Origin of the sequence: Paracoccus sp. N5, assembly GCF_000371965.1 — a bacterium.
Taxonomy (GTDB): domain Bacteria; phylum Pseudomonadota; class Alphaproteobacteria; order Rhodobacterales; family Rhodobacteraceae; genus Paracoccus.
In genome coordinates this window covers 2,228,692-2,254,199 of the sequence record NZ_AQUO01000001.1, presented here as the reverse complement: position 1 = coordinate 2,254,199, position 25,508 = coordinate 2,228,692, and the positions used below count along the sequence as shown (strand labels likewise).

General features: G+C 69.8%; 27 protein-coding genes. 17 read left to right on the top strand and 10 right to left on the bottom strand.

Annotation, left to right across the window (positions count from 1 at the left end; all coding sequences use genetic code 11):
* Positions 1-16: 16 nt before the first annotated feature.
* The gene (gene pdxH, locus PARN5_RS0111310) at positions 17-679 is read right to left on the bottom strand and encodes a pyridoxamine 5'-phosphate oxidase (RefSeq protein ID WP_017999887.1); all 663 of its coding nucleotides are present in this window, start codon (positions 677-679) and stop codon (positions 17-19) included.
* An 83-nt stretch (positions 680-762) separates the two neighbouring features.
* On the opposite strand from pdxH, the gene fabI reads away from it, so the two are divergent.
* From fabI to PARN5_RS0111290, 4 genes are read left to right on the top strand one after another with little or no spacing between them, the layout of a single operon-like run.
* On the top strand, positions 763-1,590 hold the full coding sequence (gene fabI / locus PARN5_RS0111305; RefSeq protein WP_026155359.1) for an enoyl-ACP reductase FabI: 828 nt from the start codon (positions 763-765) through the stop codon (positions 1,588-1,590).
* Between the two features lie 9 nt (positions 1,591-1,599).
* A complete protein-coding gene (locus tag PARN5_RS0111300; RefSeq protein ID WP_017999885.1) occupies positions 1,600-2,199 on the top strand; it encodes a LysE family transporter in 600 nt (199 codons plus the stop codon).
* Between the two features lie 13 nt (positions 2,200-2,212).
* Positions 2,213-2,710 carry a xanthine phosphoribosyltransferase gene (gene gpt / locus PARN5_RS0111295; protein WP_017999884.1) on the top strand — a complete coding sequence of 166 codons (498 nt, stop codon included), beginning with the start codon at positions 2,213-2,215 and terminating at the stop codon, positions 2,708-2,710.
* Entirely contained in the window at positions 2,710-3,186 is a 477-nt protein-coding gene (locus PARN5_RS0111290; RefSeq protein ID WP_017999883.1) for a DUF2127 domain-containing protein, read from the top strand. The genes gpt and PARN5_RS0111290 overlap by 1 nt, the downstream gene beginning before the upstream one ends.
* 174 nt (positions 3,187-3,360) lie before the next feature.
* Here PARN5_RS0111290 and PARN5_RS0111285 read toward each other — a convergent pair whose 3' ends face one another.
* The 5 genes from PARN5_RS0111285 to PARN5_RS24160 all read right to left on the bottom strand — a co-directional run bounded on the left by PARN5_RS0111285 (position 3,361) and on the right by PARN5_RS24160 (position 9,556).
* Positions 3,361-3,792 carry a hypothetical protein gene (locus PARN5_RS0111285; RefSeq protein ID WP_017999882.1) on the bottom strand — a complete coding sequence of 144 codons (432 nt, stop codon included), beginning with the start codon at positions 3,790-3,792 and terminating at the stop codon, positions 3,361-3,363.
* 96 nt (positions 3,793-3,888) lie between these two features.
* Entirely contained in the window at positions 3,889-5,391 is a 1,503-nt protein-coding gene (gene trpE / locus PARN5_RS0111280; protein WP_017999881.1) for an anthranilate synthase component I, read from the bottom strand.
* Complete coding sequence (locus tag PARN5_RS0111275; protein WP_017999880.1) at positions 5,391-7,358, bottom strand: peptidylprolyl isomerase; 1,968 nt, start codon at positions 7,356-7,358, stop codon at positions 5,391-5,393. Before PARN5_RS0111275 ends, trpE begins: the two co-directional genes overlap by 1 nt.
* A gap of 105 nt (positions 7,359-7,463) precedes the next feature.
* A complete protein-coding gene (locus PARN5_RS0111270) occupies positions 7,464-8,639 on the bottom strand; it encodes an aminotransferase (protein ID WP_017999879.1) in 1,176 nt (391 codons plus the stop codon).
* Between the two features lie 8 nt (positions 8,640-8,647).
* Positions 8,648-9,556 (bottom strand): hypothetical protein, encoded by a 909-nt coding sequence (locus PARN5_RS24160; protein WP_026155357.1) that lies wholly within the window; start codon positions 9,554-9,556, stop codon positions 8,648-8,650.
* Between the two features lie 170 nt (positions 9,557-9,726).
* On the opposite strand from PARN5_RS24160, the gene PARN5_RS0111260 reads away from it, so the two are divergent.
* The 13 genes from PARN5_RS0111260 to PARN5_RS0111200 all read left to right on the top strand — a co-directional run bounded on the left by PARN5_RS0111260 (position 9,727) and on the right by PARN5_RS0111200 (position 20,768).
* Complete coding sequence (locus PARN5_RS0111260; RefSeq protein ID WP_017999877.1) at positions 9,727-10,317, top strand: aminodeoxychorismate/anthranilate synthase component II; 591 nt, start codon at positions 9,727-9,729, stop codon at positions 10,315-10,317.
* Positions 10,318-10,319: 2 nt separating this feature from the next.
* Positions 10,320-11,342, top strand: coding sequence for an anthranilate phosphoribosyltransferase (gene trpD / locus PARN5_RS0111255; RefSeq protein WP_026155356.1), 1,023 nt, complete (start codon positions 10,320-10,322; stop codon positions 11,340-11,342).
* Positions 11,339-12,004 carry a uracil-DNA glycosylase gene (locus PARN5_RS0111250; RefSeq protein ID WP_017999875.1) on the top strand — a complete coding sequence of 222 codons (666 nt, stop codon included), beginning with the start codon at positions 11,339-11,341 and terminating at the stop codon, positions 12,002-12,004. Before trpD ends, PARN5_RS0111250 begins: the two co-directional genes overlap by 4 nt.
* Positions 12,005-12,012: 8 nt before the next feature.
* Positions 12,013-12,804, top strand: coding sequence for an indole-3-glycerol phosphate synthase TrpC (gene trpC, locus PARN5_RS0111245; RefSeq protein WP_017999874.1), 792 nt, complete (start codon positions 12,013-12,015; stop codon positions 12,802-12,804).
* Complete coding sequence (gene moaC / locus PARN5_RS0111240; RefSeq protein WP_017999873.1) at positions 12,801-13,274, top strand: cyclic pyranopterin monophosphate synthase MoaC; 474 nt, start codon at positions 12,801-12,803, stop codon at positions 13,272-13,274. The genes trpC and moaC overlap by 4 nt, the downstream gene beginning before the upstream one ends.
* 11 nt (positions 13,275-13,285) lie before the next feature.
* Positions 13,286-14,458: a gephyrin-like molybdotransferase Glp gene (gene glp / locus PARN5_RS0111235; RefSeq protein WP_017999872.1), complete on the top strand. Its 1,173-nt coding sequence runs from the start codon at positions 13,286-13,288 to the stop codon at positions 14,456-14,458.
* 102 nt (positions 14,459-14,560) lie between these two features.
* On the top strand, positions 14,561-15,256 hold the full coding sequence (gene lexA, locus PARN5_RS0111230) for a transcriptional repressor LexA (RefSeq protein ID WP_017999871.1): 696 nt from the start codon (positions 14,561-14,563) through the stop codon (positions 15,254-15,256).
* 118 nt (positions 15,257-15,374) lie between these two features.
* Positions 15,375-16,532, top strand: coding sequence for a D-alanyl-D-alanine carboxypeptidase family protein (locus PARN5_RS0111225; protein ID WP_017999870.1), 1,158 nt, complete (start codon positions 15,375-15,377; stop codon positions 16,530-16,532).
* 10 nt (positions 16,533-16,542) lie between these two features.
* Entirely contained in the window at positions 16,543-17,142 is a 600-nt protein-coding gene (tmk, locus tag PARN5_RS0111220; RefSeq protein ID WP_017999869.1) for a dTMP kinase, read from the top strand.
* Positions 17,139-18,224, top strand: coding sequence for a DNA polymerase III subunit delta' (locus PARN5_RS0111215; RefSeq protein ID WP_017999868.1), 1,086 nt, complete (start codon positions 17,139-17,141; stop codon positions 18,222-18,224). The genes tmk and PARN5_RS0111215 overlap by 4 nt, the downstream gene beginning before the upstream one ends.
* Before the next feature lie 11 nt (positions 18,225-18,235).
* On the top strand, positions 18,236-19,033 hold the full coding sequence (locus tag PARN5_RS0111210; RefSeq protein WP_017999867.1) for a TatD family hydrolase: 798 nt from the start codon (positions 18,236-18,238) through the stop codon (positions 19,031-19,033).
* Positions 19,030-19,827: an MBL fold metallo-hydrolase gene (locus tag PARN5_RS0111205; protein WP_017999866.1), complete on the top strand. Its 798-nt coding sequence runs from the start codon at positions 19,030-19,032 to the stop codon at positions 19,825-19,827. The genes PARN5_RS0111210 and PARN5_RS0111205 overlap by 4 nt, the downstream gene beginning before the upstream one ends.
* A complete protein-coding gene (locus PARN5_RS0111200) occupies positions 19,824-20,768 on the top strand; it encodes an AEC family transporter (RefSeq protein WP_017999865.1) in 945 nt (314 codons plus the stop codon). The genes PARN5_RS0111205 and PARN5_RS0111200 overlap by 4 nt, the downstream gene beginning before the upstream one ends.
* A gap of 133 nt (positions 20,769-20,901) precedes the next feature.
* On the opposite strand, the gene PARN5_RS0111195 is transcribed toward PARN5_RS0111200, so the two are convergent.
* From PARN5_RS0111195 to PARN5_RS0111180, 4 genes are all read right to left on the bottom strand, one after another.
* Positions 20,902-21,855: an ABC transporter permease gene (locus PARN5_RS0111195; RefSeq protein WP_017999864.1), complete on the bottom strand. Its 954-nt coding sequence runs from the start codon at positions 21,853-21,855 to the stop codon at positions 20,902-20,904.
* 5 nt (positions 21,856-21,860) lie between these two features.
* The gene (locus tag PARN5_RS0111190) at positions 21,861-23,162 is read right to left on the bottom strand and encodes an ABC transporter permease (RefSeq protein WP_017999863.1); all 1,302 of its coding nucleotides are present in this window, start codon (positions 23,160-23,162) and stop codon (positions 21,861-21,863) included.
* 76 nt (positions 23,163-23,238) lie between these two features.
* Positions 23,239-24,321, bottom strand: coding sequence for an ABC transporter substrate-binding protein (locus PARN5_RS0111185; RefSeq protein WP_017999862.1), 1,083 nt, complete (start codon positions 24,319-24,321; stop codon positions 23,239-23,241).
* Positions 24,322-24,420: 99 nt separating this feature from the next.
* The gene (locus PARN5_RS0111180; RefSeq protein ID WP_017999861.1) at positions 24,421-25,503 is read right to left on the bottom strand and encodes an ABC transporter substrate-binding protein; all 1,083 of its coding nucleotides are present in this window, start codon (positions 25,501-25,503) and stop codon (positions 24,421-24,423) included.
* Between the last annotated feature and the right edge of the window lie 5 nt (positions 25,504-25,508).

Here is a 25,508-nt window from a genome sequence, read left to right as displayed (position 1 = left end):
AAAACCCGACTGCGCATCAAGGGCTAAGACGGTCGACATGCCAGAAACTTTCCACCACCTCTTGCGGAGCCGCCTGCATGACATTGTTTTCACGGGCATAATCTGCGCGCAGCCAGCGAAAGCGGTCATGCAGGCGAAAGGCGCCATCGGCCCAGAACTCGATCTGAACCGGCCGGATGCGATAGCCGCCCCAATGCTCGGGACGGCGCGGTTTCAATCCAAGGTTGATTCCCATCCGCGCGACCTCGGCCATCAGCGCGCCGCGGCTTTCCAGCGGCCGGCTCTGGCGCGAGGCCCAGGCGCCGATGCGCGATTGCAGCGCGCGCGAATCGTAATAGGCATCGGCCAGCGCCGGCTCGACCCGGCTGACCGAGCCGCGCACCCGCACCTGCCGGCGCAGCGATTTCCAGTGCATGACGAAGGCGGCCGTGCCGGTCGCCTCGATCTCGACCGCCTTGGCGCTTTCGAAATTGGTGTAGAAAATGAAGGCGCCGTCGGTGCCCGCGCCCTCGATCTCCTTCAGCAGCACCATGCGCACGTCGGGCAGGCCGGCGGCGTCCACCGTGGCCAGCGCGATGGCATTGGGGTCGTTCGGCTCGACCTTCTCGGCCTCGGCCAGCCAGGCCCTGGCGATGGCAAACGGGTCGTCGCCCGCGAAAATTCCGCTCCGGTCGCTCATGGCAGCGCAATTACCGACACTTGATGCCTCCCTGCAGTTGTCCTAATCCTGCTGAAAACCGAAGAAGCGCGAGGGGCAGCATCATGTCAAGTGAAGCCGGGAACGGGCTGATGAAAGGGCGTCGCGGCCTCATCATGGGGCTGGCGAACGACAAGTCGATCGCCTGGGGCATCGCCAAGGCGCTGGCTGACCAGGGGGCCGAGCTGGCCTTTTCCTATCAGGGCGAGGCGCTGAAGCGCCGGGTCGAGCCGCTGGCCGCCCAACTCGGCTCGGACCTGCTGGCGGAATGCGACGTGTCGGACGAGGCGTCCATCGACGCGCTCTTCGCCGCCATCGCCGAGCGCTGGGACAGCATCGACTTCATCGTCCACGCCATCGGCTTTTCCGACAAGGAGCAGCTGCGCGGCCGCTATGCCGATACCACGCGCGACAACTTCCTGATGACCATGGACATTTCGGTCTATTCCTTCACCGCCGTCGCCCGCCGCGCAAGCGCGATGATGCCGCCGGGCGGGTCCATGCTGACCCTGACCTATTACGGGGCCGAGCGCGTCATGCCGCATTACAACGTCATGGGCGTGGCCAAGGCGGCGCTGGAAGCCTCGGTGCGTTACCTCGCCGAGGATTTCGGCAAGGACGGCATCCGCGTCAACGCCATCTCGGCCGGGCCGATCAAGACGCTGGCGGCCAGCGGCATCGGCGATTTCCGCTATATCCTGAAATGGAACGAGCTGAACTCGCCCCTGCGCCGCAACGTCAGCCAGGACGAGGTCGGCAAATCGGCGCTGTATCTGCTGTCGGACCTGGGCTCGGGCGTGACCGGCGAGACGCATCACGTCGATTCGGGCTATCACATCGTCGGCATGAAGGCCGTCGATGCCCCCGACATCGCCACCACGAAAAAGGACTGATCCCCGGCGATGAGCGTCGAGCAGGTCATTGCGCTTGTCTCGGCGCTGTCGCTGGCGATCCTGACGCCGGGGCCGGCGATCATCGCCACGGTGCAGACCGCCTTTGCCCATGGCCGCGAGCGCGCCCTGCCCTATGCGCTGGGGCTGGCCTTCGGCGCCTCGCTGTGGTGCATCGCGGCGCTTTTGGGCCTGGCCGTGCTGTTCCGGCTGCATCCGGGCTGGTTCGCCGGGATGAAGGTCTTCGGCGGGCTTTACCTGCTGTGGTTCGCCTGGGGGCTGTGGCGCGCCTCGACCCGGCCGCTGCCGCCGGCCGCCAGCGGCGCGCGCGGCTTTTTCGGCGGCATCGCGCTGAACCTCTCGAACCCGAAGCCCGCGCTGTTCTATGCCGCGCTGATCCTGTCGGTCTTTCCCGAGCCGATGGCGCCCGCGCGCCAGGGGCTGATCTATGCGCTGTGCCTGGCGACCGAGCTGTTCTGGTATGCGCTGGTTGCGGTTCTGATGTCGACAGCGCCCATGCGGGCACGCTATTTTGCCGCGAAATCCTGGATCGACCGGGCCGCCAGCATCGCCATGGCCTTGCTGGGTTTGCTGTTGATCTTCAACCACTAAGGAGCCAGCCAGCATGACCGATCGCCTGCCCCATGAACGCGGATTCCACATCAGCTGGGACCAGATCCACCGCGACTCGCGCGCGCTGGCCTGGCGGCTCGAGGATCGGGAATGGCGCGCGATCCTGGCCATCACCCGCGGCGGGCTGGTGCCGGCGATGATCGTCGCGCGCGAGCTCGACATCCGCGTCATCGACACCGTCTCGGTCAAGTCCTACCAGGGCAAGGGCGGGCAGGAGCGCGGCGAGGTCAAGGTGCTCAAGGCGCCCGACCCGGCGGTGATGCAGGACGGCGACGGCATCCTGGTCATCGACGACCTGGTCGATTCCGGCCGCACGCTGGAGCATGTGCGCATGCTTTACCCCAAGGCGCATTTCGCCACCGTCTATGCCAAGCCCAAGGGCCGGCCGATGGTGCAGACCTATGTCACCGAGGTCAGCCAGGACACCTGGATCTTCTTTCCCTGGGACATGGCGCTGCAATATGTCCAGCCCTATCGCGGCGAGGATTGATGAAGCATATCAAGGGGAAGCACGGACCGCTGCACTGGCTGTTCGAGTCGACCCTGGCCCTGAAGGCCGTCTTCGCGCTGTTCGAGATCATGGCCGGCGCCGGCCTGTGGTGGCTGCCGCACCGGCGCCTGGCCGAATTCACCGCATGGCTGACCCGCCACGAGCTGATCGAGGGCCACCGCAGCCCGGTCTATGGCCGCGTGGCGGCGGCGCTGGCCGAGTTCTCGGCGGCGAGCCAGCATTTCTATGCGCTCTATCTCCTCGGGCATGGCGCGATCAAGCTGGTGATCGTGGCTCTGCTGATGCGGCGGGTGGCCTTCGCCTATCCGCTGGGGATCGCGGTCTTCGCCGGCTTCATCGTCATGCAGATGCACCGCTGGACGCATACCCAGGCGCCCGCCCTGCTGGCGCTTTCGGCCCTGGACGCGGTGGTGATCGGGCTGACCTGGCGCGAGTGGCGCGGCAAGACCGGCTGAGGTTGCCGAGCGGCTGCGTGCAACGCACACAGCCGCGTGGCGGGACGCAATCCGAAAACCCCAGCATTTGCTGGGGTTTTCGCTGTGACCGGCGTGCAGGAGGCGTACACCGCGCGTGCACCGGGCGTGCACCGCCCGGGGCCTGCCGGCGCGCGCCACGCGGGACGGCCGCCGCTAGATGACGCCATATCGTTTCAGCAGCGCATTCTCGTCGCCCGACATCCAGCCAAAGACCTTGGCAGCGCCGTCCCGCAGCTGCACCAGGTAGTGGACGTCGAAGTCTATCGCCGTCTCGGGCAGATCGTCGCGGGCATAGGTCGCCGTCCAGCCGACATGGGCCACGCAATGCAGCGCGTCGATCGGCGAAAGGCGCAGGTCGCGGATCCGCATCTCTCGCGTGCCGATCCTGCGATAGTGGTCATAGCCTTGCACCATGGCCTGGATCAGCGTCTCGTCGTTCTTGCCGGCCATGACGCCGGCCGGGGTGGCGGCGATGAATTCGGAGGCATAGAGCCTCGCGGCCTCTGCCTTGTCGAAGTCGCCGGCGAGGGACCGCCGGAAGACGCTTTCATATCGCTGGAACAGCTTGCGCACTTCCGCTTCCATGGGCCCGCCCCCGCTATGGATATTCCGGGGAATATGGCGCCTGCCGCCGCGTCGGGCAACGTCGAACCTGCCGCCCCCGCAGGATCGAGCCTGACCCTAGCCGTTTCCGCGCACGAAGCGCGCCGCTTCTTCCGCCGCCCGGCGCAGGGCGCGGCTCTTGTTCACCGTTTCCGTGAATTCGGCCTCGGGGTCGCTGTCATAGACCACGCCGCCGCCGGCCTGGATGTAAAGCTGGCCGTCCTTGATGACGCCGGTGCGCAGGGCGATGCACATATCCATCTCGCCATTCGCGGCGAAGTAACCCACGCCGCCGGCATACACGCCGCGCTTCTCGGGCTCCAGCTCGTCGATGATCTGCATCGCCCGGACCTTGGGCGCGCCCGAGACGGTGCCGGCCGGCATCCCCGCCAGCAGCGCCGACAGCGCATCCTCGCCCTCGCGCAATTCGCCAACCACGTTCGAGACGATGTGCATGACATGCGAATAGCGCTCGACGATGAACTGCTCGGTCGGGGTGACGGTGCCCATCTTCGCCACCCGGCCGACATCGTTGCGGCCCAGGTCCAAGAGCATCAGGTGCTCGGCCAGCTCCTTCTGGTCGGCCAGCAGGTCGGCCTCCAGCGCGTCGTCCTCGGCCGGGGTCGCGCCGCGCGGGCGGGTGCCGGCGATGGGGCGGACGGTGACCTGGCCCTCGCGCAGCCGCACCAGGATCTCGGGTGAGGCGCCGACGATCTGGAAGCCGCCGAAGTTCAGGAAGAACATGAAGGGCGAGGGGTTGGTGCGGCGCAGCGAGCGATAGAGCGCGAAGGGCGGCAGCGGGAAATCCATCGCCCAGCGCTGCGAGGGCACCACCTGGAAGATGTCGCCGGCGCGGATGTATTCCTTGGCCTTTTCCACCGCCGCCAGATAGGCGGGCTTGCTGAAATTGCTGCGCAGCTCGCCGATCTTCAGGTCGTGGCCCAGGGCGCGCGGCTCGCTCGGCTGGCGGTCGAGCGCGCGCAGCGCCTCCATCAGCCGCTCGGCCGCCTGGGCATAGGCGGCGCGCACCGGCACGCCCGCGTCGTGCCAGGCCGGCGCGCAAAGCGCCACCTCGCCCTTGACCCCGTCGAGGACGGCGACGACCGAGGGGCGCAGCATCATCGCGTCGGGCAGGCCCAGCGGGTCGGGGTTCACGTCGGGCAGCCGCTCGACCAGGCGGATCATGTCATAGCCGAGATAGCCGAAAAGCCCCGCCGCCCCGGCCGGCACGTCCTCGGGCATGTCGATGCGGCTCTCGGCGATCAGGGCCCGCAGGCTGTCCAGCGCCGGGCGGTCCTCGGCCAGGAATTCCTCGGAATAGCGGGCCTGGCGGTTGATGCGGGCGCGGCCGTCGCGGCATTCCCAGATCAGGTCGGGCTTCATGCCGACGAAGGAATAGCGGCCGCGGATCTCGCCGCCGGTGACGGATTCCAGCATGAAGCTGTTCGGCGCCGCCTCGGCCAGCTTCAGCATCAGGCTGACCGGCGTGTCGAGATCGGCAGCCAGGCGGATGGTCAGCAGCTGGTTGCGGCCCTGGGCCCAGCCCTGCGCGAAGGCTGCGAAATCGGGAGAGATGTCCATCACTGGACCTGCGCATTCACCGCATCGACGGCGGGCTGGTTGATGGTGGTGCCGCTTTGCGCCTGCAGGGCGCGGGCGAAATAGTCGAACACGTCCTGGTTCAGGCTGTCGACCAGCCGGGCGCTGATGCCGTCGCGGATCTGGCTGGCCTCGTCGCCCTCGGTGGCGGCGGGGTGGATCTTGTCCAGCGTGACCAGGAAGACCCGGTTGTCGGCATCGACCACCTCGGCGTCGCCCGGCTCCTTGATCTGGAAGGCCTGGGCGACGACGTCCTGCGGCACGCCGTTGATGAAGCCGCCGCGCGCCAGGTTGGTGGCGGGCGTGCCGGGGTCGGCGGCGGGCGCGGCAGCAGCGGCGGCCGGGGCCGTCGCCGCGGGCGGCGTGGTCGCGGTATTGCCGACCGCGGCGCCGACGGCCTGGGCGACCGGCACGGTCGCCGCCGTCGGGGCCGGCTCGATGCCGGGCGCGACGGCCGCCTCGGCCGCGAGCTTGCGCTCCTCGGCCAGCGCCAGCAGCTGGCGGCGGGTCTCGTTGCGGGTCCAGTCCTCGGCCACGCGGTCGCGCACCTCGGCAAAGGGGATCAGCGCCGGGGGCTGGATGGCATCCAGCCGCATGGCGAAGACGCCGCCGTCGTCGAAGGTCAGCAGTTCCGGGAAGTCCTTCTCGGTCGCCTGCGCCGCGTGCTGGCGGAATTCGGGATAGGCGGCGATGCTGTCGGGCGCGGCCTCGGCGCCGGCGCTCCAGTCGATCTGGCCGAGCTTCATCTGCGTCTCCTTGGCCAGGTCTTCCAGCGTGGCGCCGCCGGCCAGCAGGTCCGAGAATTCGCCGGCCTTGTCCTCGATCACCCGGCGGGCGCGGTCGACGGCCGCCTCGATGCGCAGGTCGGCGCGGGCCTGCTCGAAGGGCACGTTCACCGGCTCGAGGATGGCGTTCATGGAAAACAGCGCCGGGCCCAGGTCCGAGCTCGCCGGCCCGGCGACGCCCGGCTGCTCCAGCGCAAAGACCGCCTCGCCGGCCGCGCCCAGCTCGGCCTGGGTCACCTCGCCCAGGTCGATGTCATTGAGCGTCAGCCCGCGCTCGGCGGCCAGCGCCTCGATGGTGGTCTCGCCCCGGTCGATCCGGGCCCTGGCTTCCTCGGCCGCGGCCCTGGTCGGGAAGACCAGCCGCTCGACCATGCGGCGCTCGGGGCGCTGGAATTCGTCGATGCGGCTTTGGTAAAGGTCGCGCAGCGCCTGCTCGTCGACCTCGACCTCGCCCTCCAGCATCTCGGGGGTCAGCCAGACATAGGTGATCTTGCGGATCTCGGGCGCGGTGAAGCGGTCGGCATTGGCCTTGTGCCAGGCCTCCAGCGTGGCGTCGTCGGGGGTGGCGATGGGCGCGGCCAGGTCGGCCGCGGTCAGCTCGCGCCAGTGGATGTCGCGGGTCTCCATCAGCCAGCCCTGCGCGCGGGCGGTGACCGCCTCGGGCGCGGTGACGCCGGCCAGCACCGCCTGCTGCAGGATCAGCCGGGCCTGGTCCATGCGCAGGTCGTGCTCGAACTCGGCCTCGCGGATGCCCTCGCGCTTCAGCAGGTCGGCATAGACATTGCGGTCGAACTGGCCGTTCATGCCGCGGAAGGCCTGCGAGGCGGTGATCTGGTCGGCCACCGCCTTGTCGCCGACCGAGACGCCCAGCCGGTTCGCCTCGGCCTCGAGCGCGGCGGCGGTATAGAGCCGCGCCAGCGCCGCCTGGTCGATGCCGATGGTGCGGGCCTCGGCCGCCGTCACCTGGCGGCCGGTGCGGGCCGAGAAGTCCTGCATCTCGGCGCGCAGCGTGCGGGCATAGTCCTGCGACGAGATCGAGACATCGCCCACCGTGCCGATGTCCGCCGTGCCGCCCGAGAAATTGGTGACGCCGAAGCCGCCCAATCCCAGGACCAGCATCCCCATCAGCAACCAGACGATGGTGGATTTGCCCTTGCCGCGCATGATGATGCCGTCCCGTTCTGAATTCTTGTCTCTAGCCGAGTGTTTAGGGTGCGCGCGCCCCGGCGGCAAGGGCCGCGCGGCCTCACGATCCCGCAAGCCGGGCCGTCAGGGACGGAAGCCGTCCAGCCGCCGCATCAGCAGGGCGATCCCGTCCAGGTCGGCATTGGCGAAGGCGATGCGCAGATGGCGCGCGCCCTCGGCCTCGCCCTCGGGCATGAACATGGTGCCGGGCAGCGCCAGCACGCCGGCCTCGGCCACCAGCCGGCGGGCAAGATCGGGCGAGGCGAGGTCGAACGGATGCTCGACCCAAGCGAAATAGGCGCCGCAGCCCTTGACCCGCCAGCCCGCAAGGCCGGCCATGCCCTCGGCCATGGCGCGGCGGCGGGCCAGGATTTCCGCGCGCTCGCCCGCGAGCCATGGGCCCAGGTTCGCCATGCCCCAGGCGGCGCCGATCTGGCCGATCTGGCTGGCGCAGATGGCAACGGTGTCGAGGAATTTCTCGATCTCGACCATGCGGGCCGGGCTTGCGATCACCGCGCCGACGCGGTGGCCGGTCAGCCGGTAGGCCTTGGAAAAGCTGTAGAGATGGATCAGCGTGTCGCCCCAGTCGGGGTCGGCGAACAGGTCGTGCGGCGCGCCGGTGCGGCTGTCGAAGTCGCGATAGGTCTCATCCACGACCAGCGCGAGGCCACGGGCGCGGGCCAGCTCCATGAAGCCGCGCAGCACCTCGGCCGGGTATTCCGCGCCCGAGGGATTGTTGGGGCTGACCAGCACGATGGCGCGGGTGCGGGCGGTGATCAGGCGTTCGGCCTCGGCCGGGTCGGGGACCATGCCCGGACCGCAGCGCAACCCGATGGCGGCGATGCCCTGCATGTCGAGCCACATCTTGTGGTTGAAATACCACGGCATCGGCAGGATGACCTGATCCCCGGCCGCGGCGAGGGTCTGGATCGCGGCGCAGAAGGCCTGGTTGCAGCCCTGGGTGATCGCCACCTCTTCGGGACGGATGCTGCCGCCATAGGCCGCCGACCAGTCGCGGGCCACCGCCTGACGCAGTTCCGGCCGGCCCAGCACCGGGCCGTAGAGATGCGCGTCGGGCTGGTTCAGCGCCGCCTCGGCCATGGCGCGGCGCAGCGGCTCGGGCGGCGGATCGACCGGCGCGGCCTGGCTGACGTTGATGAGCGGGCGCTCGGGCGGGAAGCTGACGCCGTCGAGCCAGCGCCGCGCCTCCATCACCGGGGGGCGGAAGGTCGCGGCAAGGGCGGGGTTCAGCGGCAGCATCGGCAAGCTCAGTCGTTGAGGCGCAGGGCGCCGAAATCGGGGGGCGTCGTCAGGTCGGGCGCGGTGCCTCGGGCCGGGGAGGCCGGGGTTTCGGCCGGGGTTTCGGTCGACGACTGGGCGGTGGATGTTTGGGTAGGGGCGTCGGTCGGTGCTTCGGCGGGCGTTTCACCGGGCGTCCCGGCCGGCGCCCGGGCGGCGGCGAGCGTGGCCGGCGCGGTGGCGGCCGGGCTGCGCTCGGGCGCGCGGTCCAGCCCCGGCGTCACCACCTTGCCGGGCGGCGGCACCGGGATCGGTGCCTCGCCCGCCGGTTCGGGCAGGTCGATCGGATCGGGCGCGGGCAGCGCCATCTCGGGCGCGGCGGGGGCCTCGGGCGCTTGCGGGCGCGCGGCCACGGCATCGGCCGCGGCGGGCGCGGGCTCGGCCGAGGGGCGCGGCGCGGCGGCGGGCTGGGCCGCCTGTGGCGCCTGCGCGGAGAGCGCCGCCGGCAGCTGCGGCGGCTGGTCGGTCGCGGCGGCAAAGCCCGAGCCGGCGGGCAGCGTCAGGGTCTCGGCCACGGCGGCCTCGGGTTCGGCGTCCTCGGGCTCGGTAGCCGGGGGCTCGACGGCCGGTGCGGCGGAAACAGCGGCATCCGGTGCGGGCGCGACCGGCTCGGCGGAGGCCGTCTCGGCAGGCGTGGCTGCAACCGCAGGCGGTTCGGGCGCGGGTTGGACCGCAGCCGGTTCGGCCGGCGTCTCGGCAACCGGCTCGGCGGGGGCTGCCGCAACCGGCTCCGGCGCCATGTCGGCCGCCGGTTCCAAGGCGGGCGCCGGGCTTTCGCCGGGCCGCGGCGGTTGCGGCAGCGCCAGCGACAGCCCCGCCAGCGCGGCGCCGCAGACCAGCACGCCGTGAACAAACCCTGCCGCGAATCGTCCTGCCATGCCTCGACCGTCCCGCCCTTGGCCCCGCGCGCCGTTTTTCTTGCCCGGCGGGCTTGACCCCCCAAGGCGCTTTAGCCCATCTATAGCCGCAGATTTTGCGGGGTTCATCCCCCTTTGCAAGGCCCCGATCCCCAAGGCCCCCATCCAAGGCCCAACCCAAGGCGCGCGCCATGATCCTGCTCATCGACAATTACGACAGCTTCACCTGGAACCTGGTGCATTACATGGGCGAAGCCGGGGCGGATGTGGTGGTGCGCCGCAACGACGTGCTGACGGTCGAGGAGGCGCTGGACATGGGCGCCCAGGGCATCGTGATCTCGCCCGGGCCCTGCGATCCGGCGCAGGCCGGGATCATCGTGCCGCTGATCCGGGCGGCGGCGGATCGCGGCGTGCCGCTGTTCGGCGTCTGCCTGGGGCATCAGGCCATCGGCGAGGCCTTCGGCGGCAAGGTGGTGCGCGCCAGCCGCATCGTCCACGGCAAGACCGATGCGGTCAGCCATGACGGCACCGGGGTTTTCACCGGCCTGCCCTCGCCCCTGACCGCGACGCGCTATCATTCGCTGACGGTGGAACCCGAAAGCCTGCCCGACTGCCTGCGCGTCACCGCGACCACCGCGGACGGCACCATCATGGGGCTGGTGCATCGCACGCTGCCCATCGAGGGCGTGCAGTTCCACCCCGAAAGCATCGCCTCGGAATACGGCCACGACATGATCCGCAATTTCCTGCGCCGCTGCTCGAACCTGGACGCGGCGGCATGAGCGTGACCGACATCCGCCCGCTGATCGGCATCGCCGCCACCCGCCCGCTGACCGGGGCCGAGGCCGAGGCCGCCTTCGGCGCGCTGTTCGAGGGCGCGGCGACGCCGGCGCAGATCGGCGGGCTGCTGATGGCCTTGCGCGTGCGCGGCGAGACGGTCGAGGAAATGGCCGCCGCCACCCGCGCCATGCGCGCGCGGATGAACCGCATCAAGGCGCCGGCGGATGCCATCGACATCGTCGGCACCGGCGGCGACGGCAAGGGCACGCTGAACATCTCGACCGCCACGGCCTTCGTGGTCGCGGGCGCGGGCGTGCCGGTCGCCAAGCACGGCAACCGCAACCTGTCGTCGAAATCCGGCAGCGCCGACGCGATCACCCATCTGGGGCTGAACGTGATGACGCCGCCCGAGGTGGCCGAGCGCGCGCTGGCCGAGACCGGGATCTGCTTCATGATGGCGCCGATGCATCACCCCGCCATGCGCCATGTCGGCCCGGCGCGGGCCGAACTGGGCACCCGGACGATCTTCAACCTGCTGGGGCCGATGACCAATCCGGGCGGGGTCAAGCGGCAGCTGACCGGCACCTTCGACCGGATCTGGAACCGGCCGATGGCCGAGACGCTGCGCGAGCTGGGCTCGGAAGCCGCCTGGCTGATCCATGGCGGCGACGGCACCGACGAGCTGTCGATCGCCGCGCCGAGCTGGGTGGCGGCGCTGAAGGACGGCGAGATCACCGAATTCGAGATCGCGCCCGAGGATGCCGGCCTGCCGCGCCATCCGTTCGAGGCGATCCTGGGCGGCGATCCCGTCCATAACGCCAATGCGCTGCGCGCGCTGCTGGCGGGCGAGACCGGCGCCTATCGCGACGCGGTGCTGCTGAACGCCGCCGCGGCGCTGCTGATCGCCGGCAAGGCGGCCTCGCTGCCCGAGGGGGCCGAGATCGCGGCCGAAGCCATCGACAGCGGCAAGGCGGCGGCCAAGCTGGCCGCGCTGGCCGCGCAGGTCGGCGCGCCCGAGCCGCAATGAGCACGGCCCCCGTCCCGCCGGAATGGGCAGACCTGGCCTTTTTTCGCGATGACTGGCCCGGCATCGCCGCGCGGCTGGACGGTCAAGACTGGCTGCCCGGCCCGGCCCGGGTCTTTGCCGCGCTGGCGCTGACGCCGCCGGCTGCGGCGCGGGTGGTGATCCTGGGCCAGGACCCCTATCCCACGCCCGGCCATGCCAACGGGCTGGCGTTTTCGGTGACGCCCGAGACCGCCCTGCCCCGCTCGCTGAGAAACATCCATGCCGAGATGCAGGCCGACCTGGGCGCCACGCCGCCCGACGGCGACCTCTCGGGCTGGGCGCGGCAGGGGGTGCTGCTGCTGAACACCGCGCTTTCGGTGCTGCCCGGCCAGGCCGGCGCGCATGCGACATGGGGCTGGGAGCGGCTGGTGCGCCAGGCCATCGCCCGGGCGCAGGACGAGCGGCCGCTGGCCTTCCTGCTGTGGGGCGCGCATGCGCAAAAGGCGGTGGCGGGCCTGCCGCGCAGCCGCGACCTGGTGATCGAAAGCGCGCATCCCTCGCCCCTGTCGGCGCGGCGCGGCTTCTTCGGGTCGCGGCCCTTCAGCCGGGTGAACGCCTGGCTGGACGCGCGCGGCGAGGCGCCGATCGACTGGGCCCTTTCCCGGCCGGCCGTGGCGGAGTAAGGAAAACCATGAACATTCTCGACCGCATCAAAGCCTACAAGCTGGAAGAAATCGCCGCCGCCAAGGCCGCCCGGCCGCTGGCCGAAGTCGAGGCCCAGGCCCGCGCCGCCGAGGCGCCGCGCGGCTTTGCCCGGGCCCTGGCCGCAAAGGCCGCGCATGGCCATGCCCTGATCGCCGAGATCAAGAAGGCCAGCCCCTCCAAGGGCCTGATCCGTCCCGATTTCGACCCGCCGGCGCTGGCCCGCGCCTATGAGGCCGGCGGCGCGGCCTGCCTTTCGGTGCTGACCGACGGCCCCAGCTTCCAGGGCGCGCCCGCCTTCCTGACCGCCGCCCGCGCCGCCTGCGACCTGCCGGCGCTGCGCAAGGATTTCCTTTACGATCCCTATCAGGTCGCCGAGGCCCGCGCCTGGGGCGCCGATTGCATCCTGATCATCATGGCCTCGGTCGAGGACGCGCTCGCCGCCGAGCTCGAGGACGCCGCGACCCATTGGGGCATGGACGCGCTGATCGAGGTCCATGACGAGGCCGAGATGGAACGCGCCCTGCGCCTGAAATCGCCGCTGATCGGCGTGAACAACCGCAACCTGAAGACCTTCGAGATCAGCCTCGACACCACGCTGCGGCTGGCGCCGATGCTGCCGCCCGAGCGCGACCTGGTCTGCGAAAGCGGCCTTTTCGTGGCAGCCGACCTGGACCGCATGGCTGACGCCGGGGTGAAGCGGTTCCTGATCGGCGAAAGCCTGATGCGCCAGGCCGACGTGACCGCGGCGACGCGCGGCATCCTGGGGCTGGCGGCATGAGCCTGACGCATTTCGACGCCCAGGGTCAGGCGCATATGGTCGACGTGTCGCAAAAGCCCGACACCGCGCGCGAGGCGGTGGCCGAGGGCCTGGTCATCATGGCGCCCGAGACGCTGGCCTTGGCCGAAAGCGCGGGCGCGGCCAAGGGCGATGTCATGGGCGTGGCGCGGCTCGCCGGCATCATGGGCGCCAAGCGCACCGCGGACCTGATCCCGCTTTGCCATCCGCTGCCGATCACCAAGGTCGCGGTGGACCTCGTGGCCGACCCGGCCCTGCCCGGCATCCGCGTCACCGCCACCGTGCGCACCGCCGGCAAGACCGGCGTGGAGATGGAGGCGCTGACCGCCGTTTCCACCGCCTGCCTGACCGTCTATGACATGCTGAAAGCCGCGCAGAAGGACATGCGCATCGAAGGAATCCGCCTGCTGGCGAAAAGCGGCGGCAAATCGGGCGACTTCCGCGCGCCCTGAAAGGGGAACCGATGATCAGCGTCGACGAAGCCCGCGCCCTGGTGCTGGCCCTTGCCCATCCGCCGCAGGCCGAGGAGATCGCGGTGCAGGACGCGCTGGGCCGCGCGCTGGCCGCGCCCGCGGTCGCGCGGCTGACGCAGCCGCCCTTCGACGCCGCCGCCATGGACGGCTATGCGCTGCGCTCGGCCGATCTGCCGGGGCCGCTGGCGGTGGTCGGCACGGCGGCGGCCGGCGTGCCCTATGCGGGCGAAACGCCGCCCGGCAGCGCGATCCGCATCTTTACCGGCGCGCCGGTGCCGGCCGGCTATGACCGGGTGGTGATGCAGGAGATCGTGACCCGCGACGGCGACCGCATCACCGTGGCCGATGCGGGATCGAACCTGAACATCCGCCTGCAAGGCAATGATTTTTCCGCAGGTTCCGCGTTCCGGCCGGCGCGGCCGCTGCGCCCGGCCGACTTGGCGCTGATCGCGGCGATGAACGTGGCGCGGGTCTCGGTCGCGCGGCGGCCGCGGGTCGCGGTGCTGGCCGGCGGGGATGAGCTGGTGCGGCCCGGCGCCACCCCGGCGGCCGGGCAGATCATCAGCTCGAACGACATCGCCATCGCCGCGCTGGCGCGCGAGGCCGGGGCCGAACCCGTGGTCCTGCCGCTGGCCCGCGATACCGAGGACAGCCTGCGCGACCGCTTCGCCGAGGCCGAGGGCTGCGACCTGATCGTGACCATCGGCGGCGCCTCGGTGGGCGATCACGACCTGGTGGCCAAGGTCTCGGCCGACCTGGGGATGCAGCGCAGTTTCTACAAGCTGGCGATGCGGCCGGGCAAGCCGCTGATGGCCGGGCGCATGGGCGATGCCGCCATGCTGGGCCTGCCGGGAAATCCAGTCTCGGCCCTGGTTTGCGCGAAACTGTTCATGCAGCCGCTGCTGCGCGCCATGCAGGGCCTGCCGCCCGGGCCAGAGCTGGCGCAGGCCCGGCTTGCCGCCGACCTGCCGCCCGAGGGCAACCGCCAGCATTATCTGCGCGCGCGGCTGGCGCCGGGCGACGGCCTGCCGCTGATCGCCCCCTTTGCCGAGCAGGACAGCGCCCGGCTGTGGCTGCTGGCCGAAGCCGACGCGCTGCTGGTCCGCCCGGCGCATGACCCGGGCCGCAAGGCCGGCGAGATCATGGAATTCCTGCCGCTTTAACGGCTTCTTTACCCGAATCGGCTTAATCGTTGACGGAAGGCACCCCAGGCGCTAGAACATTCAAGGAACATGATGGCACTCGCAGCAGAGCAGGGAAAAACCATGCTGACCAAGAAGCAAATCCAGCTGCTTGAATTCATTCAGGCGCGCATGGCCCGCGACGGGGTGCCGCCCTCGTTCGACGAAATGAAACTGGCGCTGGACCTGCGCTCGAAATCAGGAATTCACCGCCTCGTGACCGCCCTTGAAGAACGCGGCTTCATCCGCCGCCTGCCGCATCGCGCCCGGGCGCTGGAGATCGTCCGCCTGCCCGACAGCCTCAGCAAGGGCCCGGGCTTCCAGCCGCGGGTGATCGAGGGCGATGCCCGCCCCGCCCAGCCGCTGCCGCGCGGCGCCTTCGAGGTCTCGGTCTCGGCGGTCGACCTGCCGGTGATGGGCCGCATCGCCGCCGGCGTCCCGATCGAGGCGATCTCGGAGGTTTCGCATCACATCGCGGTGCCCGGCTCGATGCTCTCGGGCAAGGAGCGGCACTATGCGCTTGAGGTCAAAGGCGATTCGATGATCGAGGCCGGCATCAACGACGGCGACGTGGTGGTGATCCGCGAACAGGACACGGCCGAGAACGGCGACATCGTCGTGGCGCTGGTCGAGGGTTTCGAGGCGACGCTGAAACGCTATCGCCGCAAGGGCGGCATGATCGCGCTGGAAGCCGCGAACCCGGCCTATGAGACGCGGGTGCTGCCCGAGGACAAGGTGCATGTCCAGGGCCGGCTGGTCGGGCTGATCCGCAGCTACTGAGGCGCGGGCGCCGCAACCGCCGGTCGTTCACTTGCCCGGCAGATGCACCCGAGCGACGTTGCGGGCCGCGGCCCGCTGCGGTAACCATGGCGCAAACGCGACCGGTCAAGGACAATCCATGCGCGCTCTGACGTTCCGCATCTTCGCTCTCCTCATGGTCCTGGCGCTGCCGGCCCGGGCCTTCGACACCAATGCCCGCGCCGCCTGGGTCTATGACGTGGCGACCGGCACCGTGCTGATGGAGAAGAATGCCGAGGAGCCGCTGCCGCCGGCCTCGATGTCCAAGCTGATGACGCTGAACATGCTGTTCGAGGCCTTGCACGAAGGCCGGGTGGCGATGGACACCACTTTCCCGGTCTCGACCAAGGCCTGGCACATGGGCGGCTCGAAGATGTTCGTCGAGCCCGCCGACCGCCCCACGGTTGAGGAGCTGATCCACGGCATCATCATCAACTCGGGCAACGACGCCTGCGTGGTGGTGGCCGAGGGCCTGGCCGGCACCGAGGAGGCCTTTGCCCGGCTGATGAACGAGCGCGCGCAGCAACTGGGCATGACGCAGTCGCATTTCGCCAATTCCTCGGGCTGGCCGGCGCCGGACCACCGCATGTCGATGCACGACCTGGGGATCCTGGCGACGCGGCTAATCACCGAATTTCCCGAGCTTTACAAGAACTTCGGCCTGACCGAATACAATTACAAGGGCCGGGTGCCCTCGAATGCCAACAACCGCAACCCGCTGTTGCGGCTTGGCGGGGGCGACTGGACGGCCGACGGGCTCAAGACCGGCCACACGCAGGAGGCGGGCTATGGCCTGGTCGGCTCGGCGGTGCAGGGCGACCGCCGCATCGTCTTCGTGATCGCCGGCCTGCCCAGCGACAAGGCCCGGGCCGAGGAATCCGAGCGCATCGTCAACTGGGCCTATCGCCAGTTCACCATGCGCACCATCATCCCCAAGGACGAGATCGTGACCCAGGCCCCGGTCTGGCTGGGCGAGAGCAGCCGCGTCGGCCTGACCACCCGCGACGGCGTGCGGGTGCTGATCCCGGCCGGCTCGCATGACGGCGTCACCGCCGAGGCGGTGTTCAACGGCCCGATCGAGGCGCCGATCGCCAAGGGCGACCGGCTGGGCGAGCTGGTCGTCAACATCCCCGGCACCGGCCAGTCGCGGCTGCCGCTCTTCGCCGCCGCCGACGTGGCCCGCAGCGGCGTCCTCGGCCGGATGCAAAGCGCCGCCTTCCGACTGGGCGAGCGGGCGATGCAATCCGTGCGCAACTGACGCGCCGACGATGTTCATCAGCTTCGAGGGCATAGACGGATCGGGCAAGTCGACCCAGGCGCGCCGCCTTGCCGCCGCCCTGGCCGAAACCGGCACCGAGACGCTGCTGACCCGCGAGCCCGGCGGCAGCGCGGGCGCCGAGGAGATCCGCCGCCTGCTGGTCGAGGGCCGGGGCGAACGCTGGTCGCCGGAAACCGAGCTGCTGCTTTTCACCGCCGCCCGCCGCGACCATGTCGAGCGGCTGATCCGCCCGGCGCTGGCGCGCGGCGCCCATGTCGTCACCGACCGCTTCGCCGATTCCACCCGGGTCTACCAGGGCCTCGCCCGTGCCGACCTGCGCGCGCTGGTCGAGGAATTGCACCGCCTGACCATCGGCATCGAGCCCGACCTGACGCTGCTGATCGACATCGACCCCGCCACCGCGCTGGCCCGCGGCCAGGCCCGCGGCGGCGTCGAGGACCGTTTCGAAACCCTCGGCCTGGACTTCCAGCGCCGGCTGCGCGCGGGCTTCCTGGCGCTCGCGGCGGAAAACCCCGCGCGGTTCCGCACCATCGACGGCAGCGGCAGCGCCGACGAGGTCGCCGCCCGCGTCCGGACCGCCCTGCCATGAGCGACGAGGCCGCCCCGCCCGAACCCGACCGGGTGCCCGGCGCCCCGCATCCGCGCGAGGCGCTTCGCACCATCGGCCAGGACCAGGCGGTCGCGGATTTCCTCGCCGCCGCGCGGGCGCATCGGCTGCATCACGGCTGGCTGATCTCGGGCCCGCGCGGCACCGGCAAGGCGACGCTCGCCTGGAGCATCGCGAAATACCTGCTGAGCGGTTCGGACAGCCCGGACCTGACCGCGCCGCCCGAGGATCCGGCGGTGCGCCGCATCCGCGCCCTGTCCGAGCCGCGGCTGCACCTGGTGCGCCGGCCGCTCGACGACAAGACCCAGCGCCTGCGCAGCGAGATCACCGTGGACGAGATCCGCCGGCTGCACGGGTTCTTTCACATGAGCGCCGCCGAGGGCGGCCGCCGCATCGCCATCATCGACGCCGCCGACGAGATGAACCCGGCCGCCGCCAATGCGCTCTTGAAACTGCTCGAGGAGCCGCCGGCCCGGGCCACGCTGCTTTTGGTCGCGCATCAGCCGGCGCGGCTTTTGCCGACCATCCGCTCGCGCTGCCGGGAATTGCGGCTGCATCCGCTCGGGCCCGGGGACATGGCGCAGGTGCTGGCCGGGCTTGGCGTCGCGCATGACGCGGCGCGGCTTTCGGCGCTGTCGGGCGGCTCGGTCGGCGAGGCGCTGCGGCTGGCCGGCCAAGACGGGCTGGAGCTCTATCAGCGCATCACCGGGCTGTTCGCCGACTATCCGCGCATGGACCGCCGCGCCGCAGCAGCGCTGGCCGAGCTGGCGGCCGGCCGCGCCGGAGCCGAGGGCGATCCCTTCGACCTGGTGATGACGCTGCTCGACCGTTTCCTGACCCGCGCCGCGCGCACCGGGCTGATGGGCGCCCCCCTGCCCGAGGCCGCCGAGGGCGAGGCCGCGGTGCTGACCCGGCTTTCGCCCGGCCCCGAGGCAGCGCGGCTCTGGGCCGATGCCCAGGCCAGCCTCTCGGCCCGCGCCCGCGCCGGCCGGGCGGTCAACCTTGACCCTTCCGCGCTGGTGTTGGATATGCTGATCGGGCTTGCGAACCAGCCCGCCCTGTAACGGATCCGCCGATGTCCGAGACCCCCTTGCCCGCCCTGGTGGACAGCCACTGCCACCTGGACTTTCCCGACTTCGACGGCCAGCAGGCCGAGCTGGTCGCGCGCGCCCGCGCCGCCGGGGTGACGCGCATGGTCACGATCTGCACCCGCATGGGCAACGAGCCGCGCGTGCGCGCCATCGCCGAGGCACATGCGGGCGTCTTCTACGCCGCCGGGATCCATCCGATGTATGCCGCCGAAGAGCCCGCCGTCACCGTCGAGGACCTGGTCGCGCTGGCCCGGCATCCGAAATTCGTCGGCATCGGCGAGACCGGGCTCGACTATCACTATACCGCCGACAGCGCCGCGGTTCAGGCCGAAAGCCTGCGCATCCATATCGAGGCCGCGCGCCGGACCGGCCTGCCGCTGATCATCCATTCCCGCGACGCCGATGCCGACATGGCCCGCATCCTGACCGAGGAGCACCGCGCCGGCGCCTTTTCCTGCGTCATGCATTGCTATACCTCGGGGCCGGAGCTGGCCCGCGCGGCGCTGGACCTGGGCTTCTACCTGTCGATGTCGGGCATCGCCGCCTTTCCGCGCTCGACCGAGATCCGCGAGATCTTCCTGGCCGCCCCCCGCGATCGCATCCTGGTCGAGACCGACGCGCCCTATCTGGCGCCGCCGCCGCATCGCGGCAAGCGCAACGAGCCGGCCTTTGTCGCCCATACCGCCCGGGCCGGCGCTCAGGCGCTCGGCCTGACCGAGGCCGAATTCGCCGCCCTGACCAGCGCGAATTTCGACCGGCTGTTTGCCAAGGCCGCGGCATGATCCGCGCCACCATCCTGGGCTGCGGCTCGTCCGGCGGCGTACCGCGTCTGGGCGGCCGCTGGGGCGAATGCGACCCGGCGAACCCGCGCAACCGGCGCCGGCGCTGTTCGCTGCTGCTCGAGCGTGTCGGGCCCGCGGGCGTGACGCGGGTGCTGATCGACACCGGCCCGGATTTCGTGCCGCAGATGCTGGACGCCGGCGTGGGCGAACTGGACGCGGTGGTCTATACCCATCCCCATGCCGACCATATCCACGGCATCGACGACCTGCGGCAGCTGGTCTTCAACATGCGCCGCATCATGCCGGTCTGGGCCGATGCGCAGACCGAGGCCGCCCTGCGCAGCCGCTTCGGCTATATCTTCGAGACGCCCGAGGGCTCGTCCTATCCGCCGGTCTGCGAGATCGCCCCGATCCGCGGCCGCTTCGCGGTCGAGGGCGCGGGCGGCGCGATCGACTTCCTGCCCTTCGCGGTGAACCACGGCGACATTCCGGCGCTGGGGTTCCGCATCGGCGCGGGCGCGGGCCTCGTCTACCTGCCCGACGTGCTGGCGATCCCCGAGGCGGCCTGGCCCGCCATCCAGGGCTGCGAGGTCTTCATCTGCGACGCCTTGCGCCGCACGCCGCATCCCAGCCATGCGCATCTGGCGCTGGCGCTGGAGTGGATCGCGCGTTCGGGCTGCGCGCGGGGCGTCATCACCAACATGCATATCGAGCTGGATTACGACGCGGTGATGGCCGAGACGCCCGCCCATGTCGTGCCGGCCCATGACGGGCTGCAGATCGAACTGACATGACGATCCTTTTCGACGTCATCCTGCCGGTCTTCATCGTCATCGGCTTCGGCTACCTGGTGGCCTGGCGGCGGATGTTCAGCGAGGTGGCGGTCGACGGGCTGATGCGTTTCGCGCAGAATTTCGCGGTGCCGGTGCTGCTGTTCGTGAACGTGGCCCGGCTGGACCTGACCGAGAATTTCAGCATCGCCATGTGGGTGGCCTTCTATAGCGGCGCCTTCGTCTCTTATTTCATCGGCTGGGGGCTGGCGCTCTACTGGCTGAAGCGCAGCCCCGAGGATGCGGTCGCCATCGGCTTCTGCTGCCTGTTCTCGAACTCGCTGCTGCTGGGCATCCCGATCATGGAGCGCGCCTATGGCGCCGAGGCGCTGGCCGGCAATGTCGCGATCATCGCGATCCATTCGCCGCTGCTTTATACCTTCGGCATCACCATGATGGAGGTGACGCGGGCGCGCGGGCAGAGCTTGCCGGCCGGGCGCATCGCCATGCGGGCGCTGTCCGGGGTGCTGCATACGCCGCTGATCGTCGGCATCCTGTGCGGCGCGGCGATGAACCTGCTGATGCAGGCCGGGCTGGTGATGCCCGAGGGTTTCTGGGCCGCGGCCGAGATGATGGCGCGGGCGGCGCTGCCGGCGGCGCTGTTCGGGCTGGGCGGCGTGCTTTACCGCTATCGCCCCGAGGGCGACGGCAAGGCCATCGCGACCTGCTGCCTGGCCTCGCTGCTGATCCATCCGACCATCACCTGGAGCCTGGGGCAGCTTTTCCAGCTGCCGGTCGGGCCGCTGCGTTCCGCCGTCATCACCGCCAGCATGGCGCCGGGGGTGAACGCCTATCTCTTCGCCTCGATCTATGGCGCGGCGAAGCGGGTGGCGGCGACGACGGTGCTGGTGTCCACGGTGTTGTCGATCCTGTCGATCTGGTTCTGGATCTCGGTCCTGCCCTGAGGGGTGGCGCGGGTGCTGGCCTCCGGCGGGGGTATTTCTGCAACAAAGAAGGCAGAAAAGGGCTTTGCCGTGGGGGCCGCCATGAAGACGCCGCCCCGAAGGGCGGCGGGTTCAGGGCCGGGGCATGAGCCGCTCAATGCGGCGTGATGCCCCGCAGCCGTTCCGAGCGGCGGCGCAGCATCTCGACCGTCGCGAGCAGGGCGATCGAGAAGATCACCAGCAGCGTGGCGACGGCCAGGATCGCCGGCGAGATCTGCTCGCGGATGCCGTTCCACATCTGGCGCGGGATGGTCTGCTGGTCGGGGCCGGCGATGAAGAGCACCGCCACCACCTCGTCGAAGGAGGTGACGAAGGCGAAGAGCGCGCCCGAGATCACGCCCGGCAGGATCAGCGGCATGGTGATGCGGAAGAAGGTCGTGCGCGGGTTCGCCCCGAGGCTCGCCGCCGCCCGGTTCAGCGACTGGTCGAAGCCGATCAGCGTCGCCGTCACCGTGATGATGACGAAGGGGATGCCCAGCGTGGCATGGGCCAGGATCACGCCCAGATAGGTGCCGGCGAGCTTGCCGCATTGCGGGTTCAGCCCGATCCAGGTCAAGGGCTCGCAGGGGTTCGAGTAGAAGAAGAACATCCCCGTCGCCGTGATGATGATCGGCACGATCATCGGCGAGATCAGCACCGCCATGATGATGCGGCGGAACGGCATCTCGGGCCGCGACAGGCCCAGCGCCGCCAGCGTGCCCAGCACCGTGGCGAGGATGGTCGAGAAGAAGCCGATGATGATCGACGATTTCGCCGCATTCACCCATTTCGCGTTCTGCCAGGCATCCGCCCACCAGCCGAGCCCGCCCGGCGCGTCCGGATTGGCCATGCCGAAGGTCAGCAGGCTGCGATACCAGCGCATCGAATAGCCCTCGGGGTCGAAGGACAGCATCTTGTCGGTGAAGGTGAAATAGGGCTCGGCATTGAAGCTGAGCGGGATCACCACCACGATCGGCGCGATCAGGAAGAAGAAGATCGCCGCGCAGATCGCCAGATAGGCGTAGTGCCAGACCTTTTCCAGCGGCGAGGCGTAAGTCGGAAGCGCCATGGCGGTTACCCCAGTTTCAGGTTGTCGATGCCGACGAGGCGGTCATAGACCCAGTAAAGGATCAGCACCCCGCCCAGCAGCAGCGCGGCCAGCGCCGCCGCCATGGACCAGTTCAGCGTCTGGGTCATGTGCATGGCGATCAGGTTCGAGATCAACTGCCCCGACGAGCCGCCGACCAGCGCCGGGGTGATGTAGTAGCCCACGGCCAGGATGAAGACCAGAAGCGCCCCGGCCCCGAGTCCCGGCAGGGTCTGCGGGAAATAGATGCGCCGGAACGCCGTCCAGCTTGTCGCGCCCAAGCTGCGCGCCGCGCGCACATAGCTGGGGTTGATGGTGCGCATCACCGAATAGAGCGGCAGGATCATGAAGGGCAGCAGGATATGGGTCATGGCGATGATCGTGCCGGTCTGGTTGAAGATCATCTGCAGCCGCTGGTCGTTGCCGATCAGCCCCAGCCAGACCAGGATGTCATTGACCACGCCCTGCTGCTGCAACAGCACCATCCAGGCCGTGGTCCTGACCAGCAGCGAGGTCCAGAACGGCAAGAGCACCAGGATCATCAGCAGGTTCGACTTGCGCATCGGCAGCGTCGCCAGCAGATGCGCGATGGGAAAGCCCAGCAGGAAGGTGGTGAAGGTGATGACCAGCGACAGCCAGAAGGTGCGCTGGAACAGCTTGACATAGATCTGCTGCTGCTCGGGCGCCATGGTGATGTTGCCGTTGTCGTCGCGGGTCCGGTCCAGCGCCGCCAGGTAGAAGTTCGCGGTATAGGCCGAGGAAGCCTCGCGCATCACCGACCACAGCTTGGGATCGCCCCATTTCTCGTCCATCGCGAGGATGGCCTCGCGATAGGGCGGCTCGATGCCGCCGCGGGCCTTGCGCCCGGCCGAGGTGAAGAGCGAGCGCGTGCCCGGCATGTCGTAGTTCACCCTGGTCCCGACCAGGCCGATGCTGCGCGCCTCGGCCGCGGCGGTCAGGTCGGCGGCCAGCGCCGCCCAGGCGGCGTCGTCCGGCTCGGTGCCGCGCGGGTGTTCGTGGAACCAGGCCGAGAGCTGCGGCATATTGGCCGAGAAGCCGTCGTTCTTGAGCGAGCGTTGCAGCATCTGCCCGATCGGCAGCAGGAAGGTCAGCAGCACGAACAGCAGCAGCGGCAGCACCAGCAGGAAGGCGCGGCGCCGCGCCCGGCGCGAACTGCGCGCCAGCGCCCGGGTCAGCGGCTGGCCGTCGGCCGTCCGCAGGGGTCCGCCCCGGTCGAGGCCGCCGGCTTCGGTCACGATGGCGGCATGGGGGTCAAGCGCGTTGGACATCTTGATCCTTCGTCAGGCTAAGGGCGGGCATCGTCGGCGGCCGCCGCCCGGACCGGACCGGGCGGCGGCGCAAGGGTCAGTTGGCGGCCAGCCAGGCGTTGAAGCGCTCGGCCATCTCGGCATCGTGGTCGGCCCACCATTCCGGGTCGTCCATGACGGCGGTCTTCATGTGCTCCTCGCTGGTCGGCATATGCGGGGCCATCTCGGTCTTGCCGTCCTGATAGAGCCCGACCAGCGCCGCCGAGGATTTGCGCGACGGGCCATAGGCGATCCATTTCGCCTGGTCGGCCAGGCGCTGGGTGTCGGTGGCGAATTTCAGGTATTGCATCGCCGCCTCGGGGTTGGGCGAGCCCTTGGGAATGGCGAACATATCCATGTCCATGAACTGGCCGTCCCAGATGATCTCGAAGGGCTTGCCCTCGGCCACCATGGCATCGAAGAAGCGGCCGTTGTAGCCGGTCGCCATCGTGACCTCGCCATCGGCAAGCAGCTGCACCGGCTGGGCGCCGGCTTCCCACCAGACCACGTCCTTCTTGATGGTGTCGAGCTTGGCGAAGGCCCGGTCGACGCCCTCGGGCGTGTCCAGCGTCTCATAGACCTGGTCGGGCGCGACGCCATCGGCGACCAGCGCCAGGTAGAGCGTGCGCTTGGGGCTTTTCGGCAGGCCGCGCTTGCCCGGGAACTTGGCGGTGTCGAAGAAATCCGCGGCGGTGGTGGGCGGGCCGTCGGGGAACTTGGTCTTGTCATAGGCGATGACCGTGCCCCAGAAGATGTTCGCCACCGCGCAGTCGCGCAGCGCGCCGGGGATGAAGTCTTCCGTCGCGGGCGTGCCGTCCGGCGCCGGCGGCAGGGTGGCCGGGTCGATCTCGACCAGCGCGCCCTCGTCGCAGAGGCGGATCGCGTCCGAGACCTCGATGTCGAACACGTCGCCGGTGATGTTCTTGGCCTCGATCTGGGCCTTGAGCGGGGTGGCCGGGTTGTCGGCGGCCATCATGTTGACCTTGATCCCCGTCTCCTTGGCGAAGGGGATGTTATAGGCCTCGACCTGCGATTTCTCATAGGCGCCGCCCCAGGAGACCACGTTGACCTCCTTGTTCTGGGCCTGCGCCGCAACTCCCAACCCGCACAAGGCCGTGGTCAGGATCAACACTTTCTTCATGACGAACTCCCGTTGGTTTTATGCGGCTCGTTGGCCGGTTCGCGCCCGTTCGGGCTTCACGGATCGCGGCGGGTTGGTCCCGCCGCGACCGGATTGGCGTCAGTTCGCCGCCAGCCAGGCGTTGAACCGCTCTTGCAGCTCGGCGTCGTGGTCGACCCAGAAGTCCAGGTTCGAGGCGAGCGCCCCGGCCATGTTGTCGGCAAAGGTCGGCAGGTTCGGACCCATCGGCACCTCGGTGCCCTCGACATTGCCGACCAGCGCGGCGGCCGATTTGCGCGGCGGGCCGTAGCTGATGAATTCGGCGGCGCGGGCCTGCGGCTCGGGCGAGGTCGAGAAGGTGACGAACTCCTTGGCCTCCTCCAGGTGCGGGGCGCCCTTCGGGATCACCCAGCCTTCCATCTCGTAGATCTGGCCGTCCCAGACGATCTTGAAGGGCTTGCCCTCTTTCTGCGCCGCGTCGAAGATCCGGCCGTTGAAGGCGAAGGCCATGCTGACCTCGCCATCGGCCAGAAGCTGCGGCGGCTGCGCGCCGGCTTCCCACCAGATCACGTTGTTCTTGATGGTGTCGAGCTTGGCGAAGGCCTGATCGACGCCCTCGGGCGTGCCCAGCACCTCATAGACCTTGTCCGGCGCCACGCCATCGGCCAGCAGCGCATATTCCAGGTTGAACTTGGCGCCCTTGCGCATGGTGCGCTTGCCGGGGAATTTCGCGGTGTCGAAGAAATCGGCCGGACCGGCGGGCTTGGCGTCGGTGAACTTGCTGTCGTCATAGGCCAGGATCATCGAATAGACGTCGGTGCCGACGAAACAGTCGGTCACGGCGCCCTCGATGAAGTCGTCGGCCGCCGCGGCGCCGTCCGGCGCGGGCGCCAGGATCGCCGGGTCGATGGTTTCCAGCAGCCCCTCGTCGCACAGCCGCACCGCGTCGGCATATTCCACCGAAGCCACGTCGGTGGTGACATTGCCGGCCTCGACCTGCGCCTTGAGCGGCGTGGCCGGGTTGTCGGCGTCGGCGACCGTGACCTTGATGCCGGTCTTGGCCTCGAACGGCTTGGCATAGGCCTGAACGTGGCTGTTGCCATAGGCACCGCCCCAGGACAGCAGGTTCACCTGCCTGTCCTGCGCCTGGGCCACGGACGCCGAGGCGACCAGGGCCGAGGTCAGGATCAACATGCGTTTCATCTCAA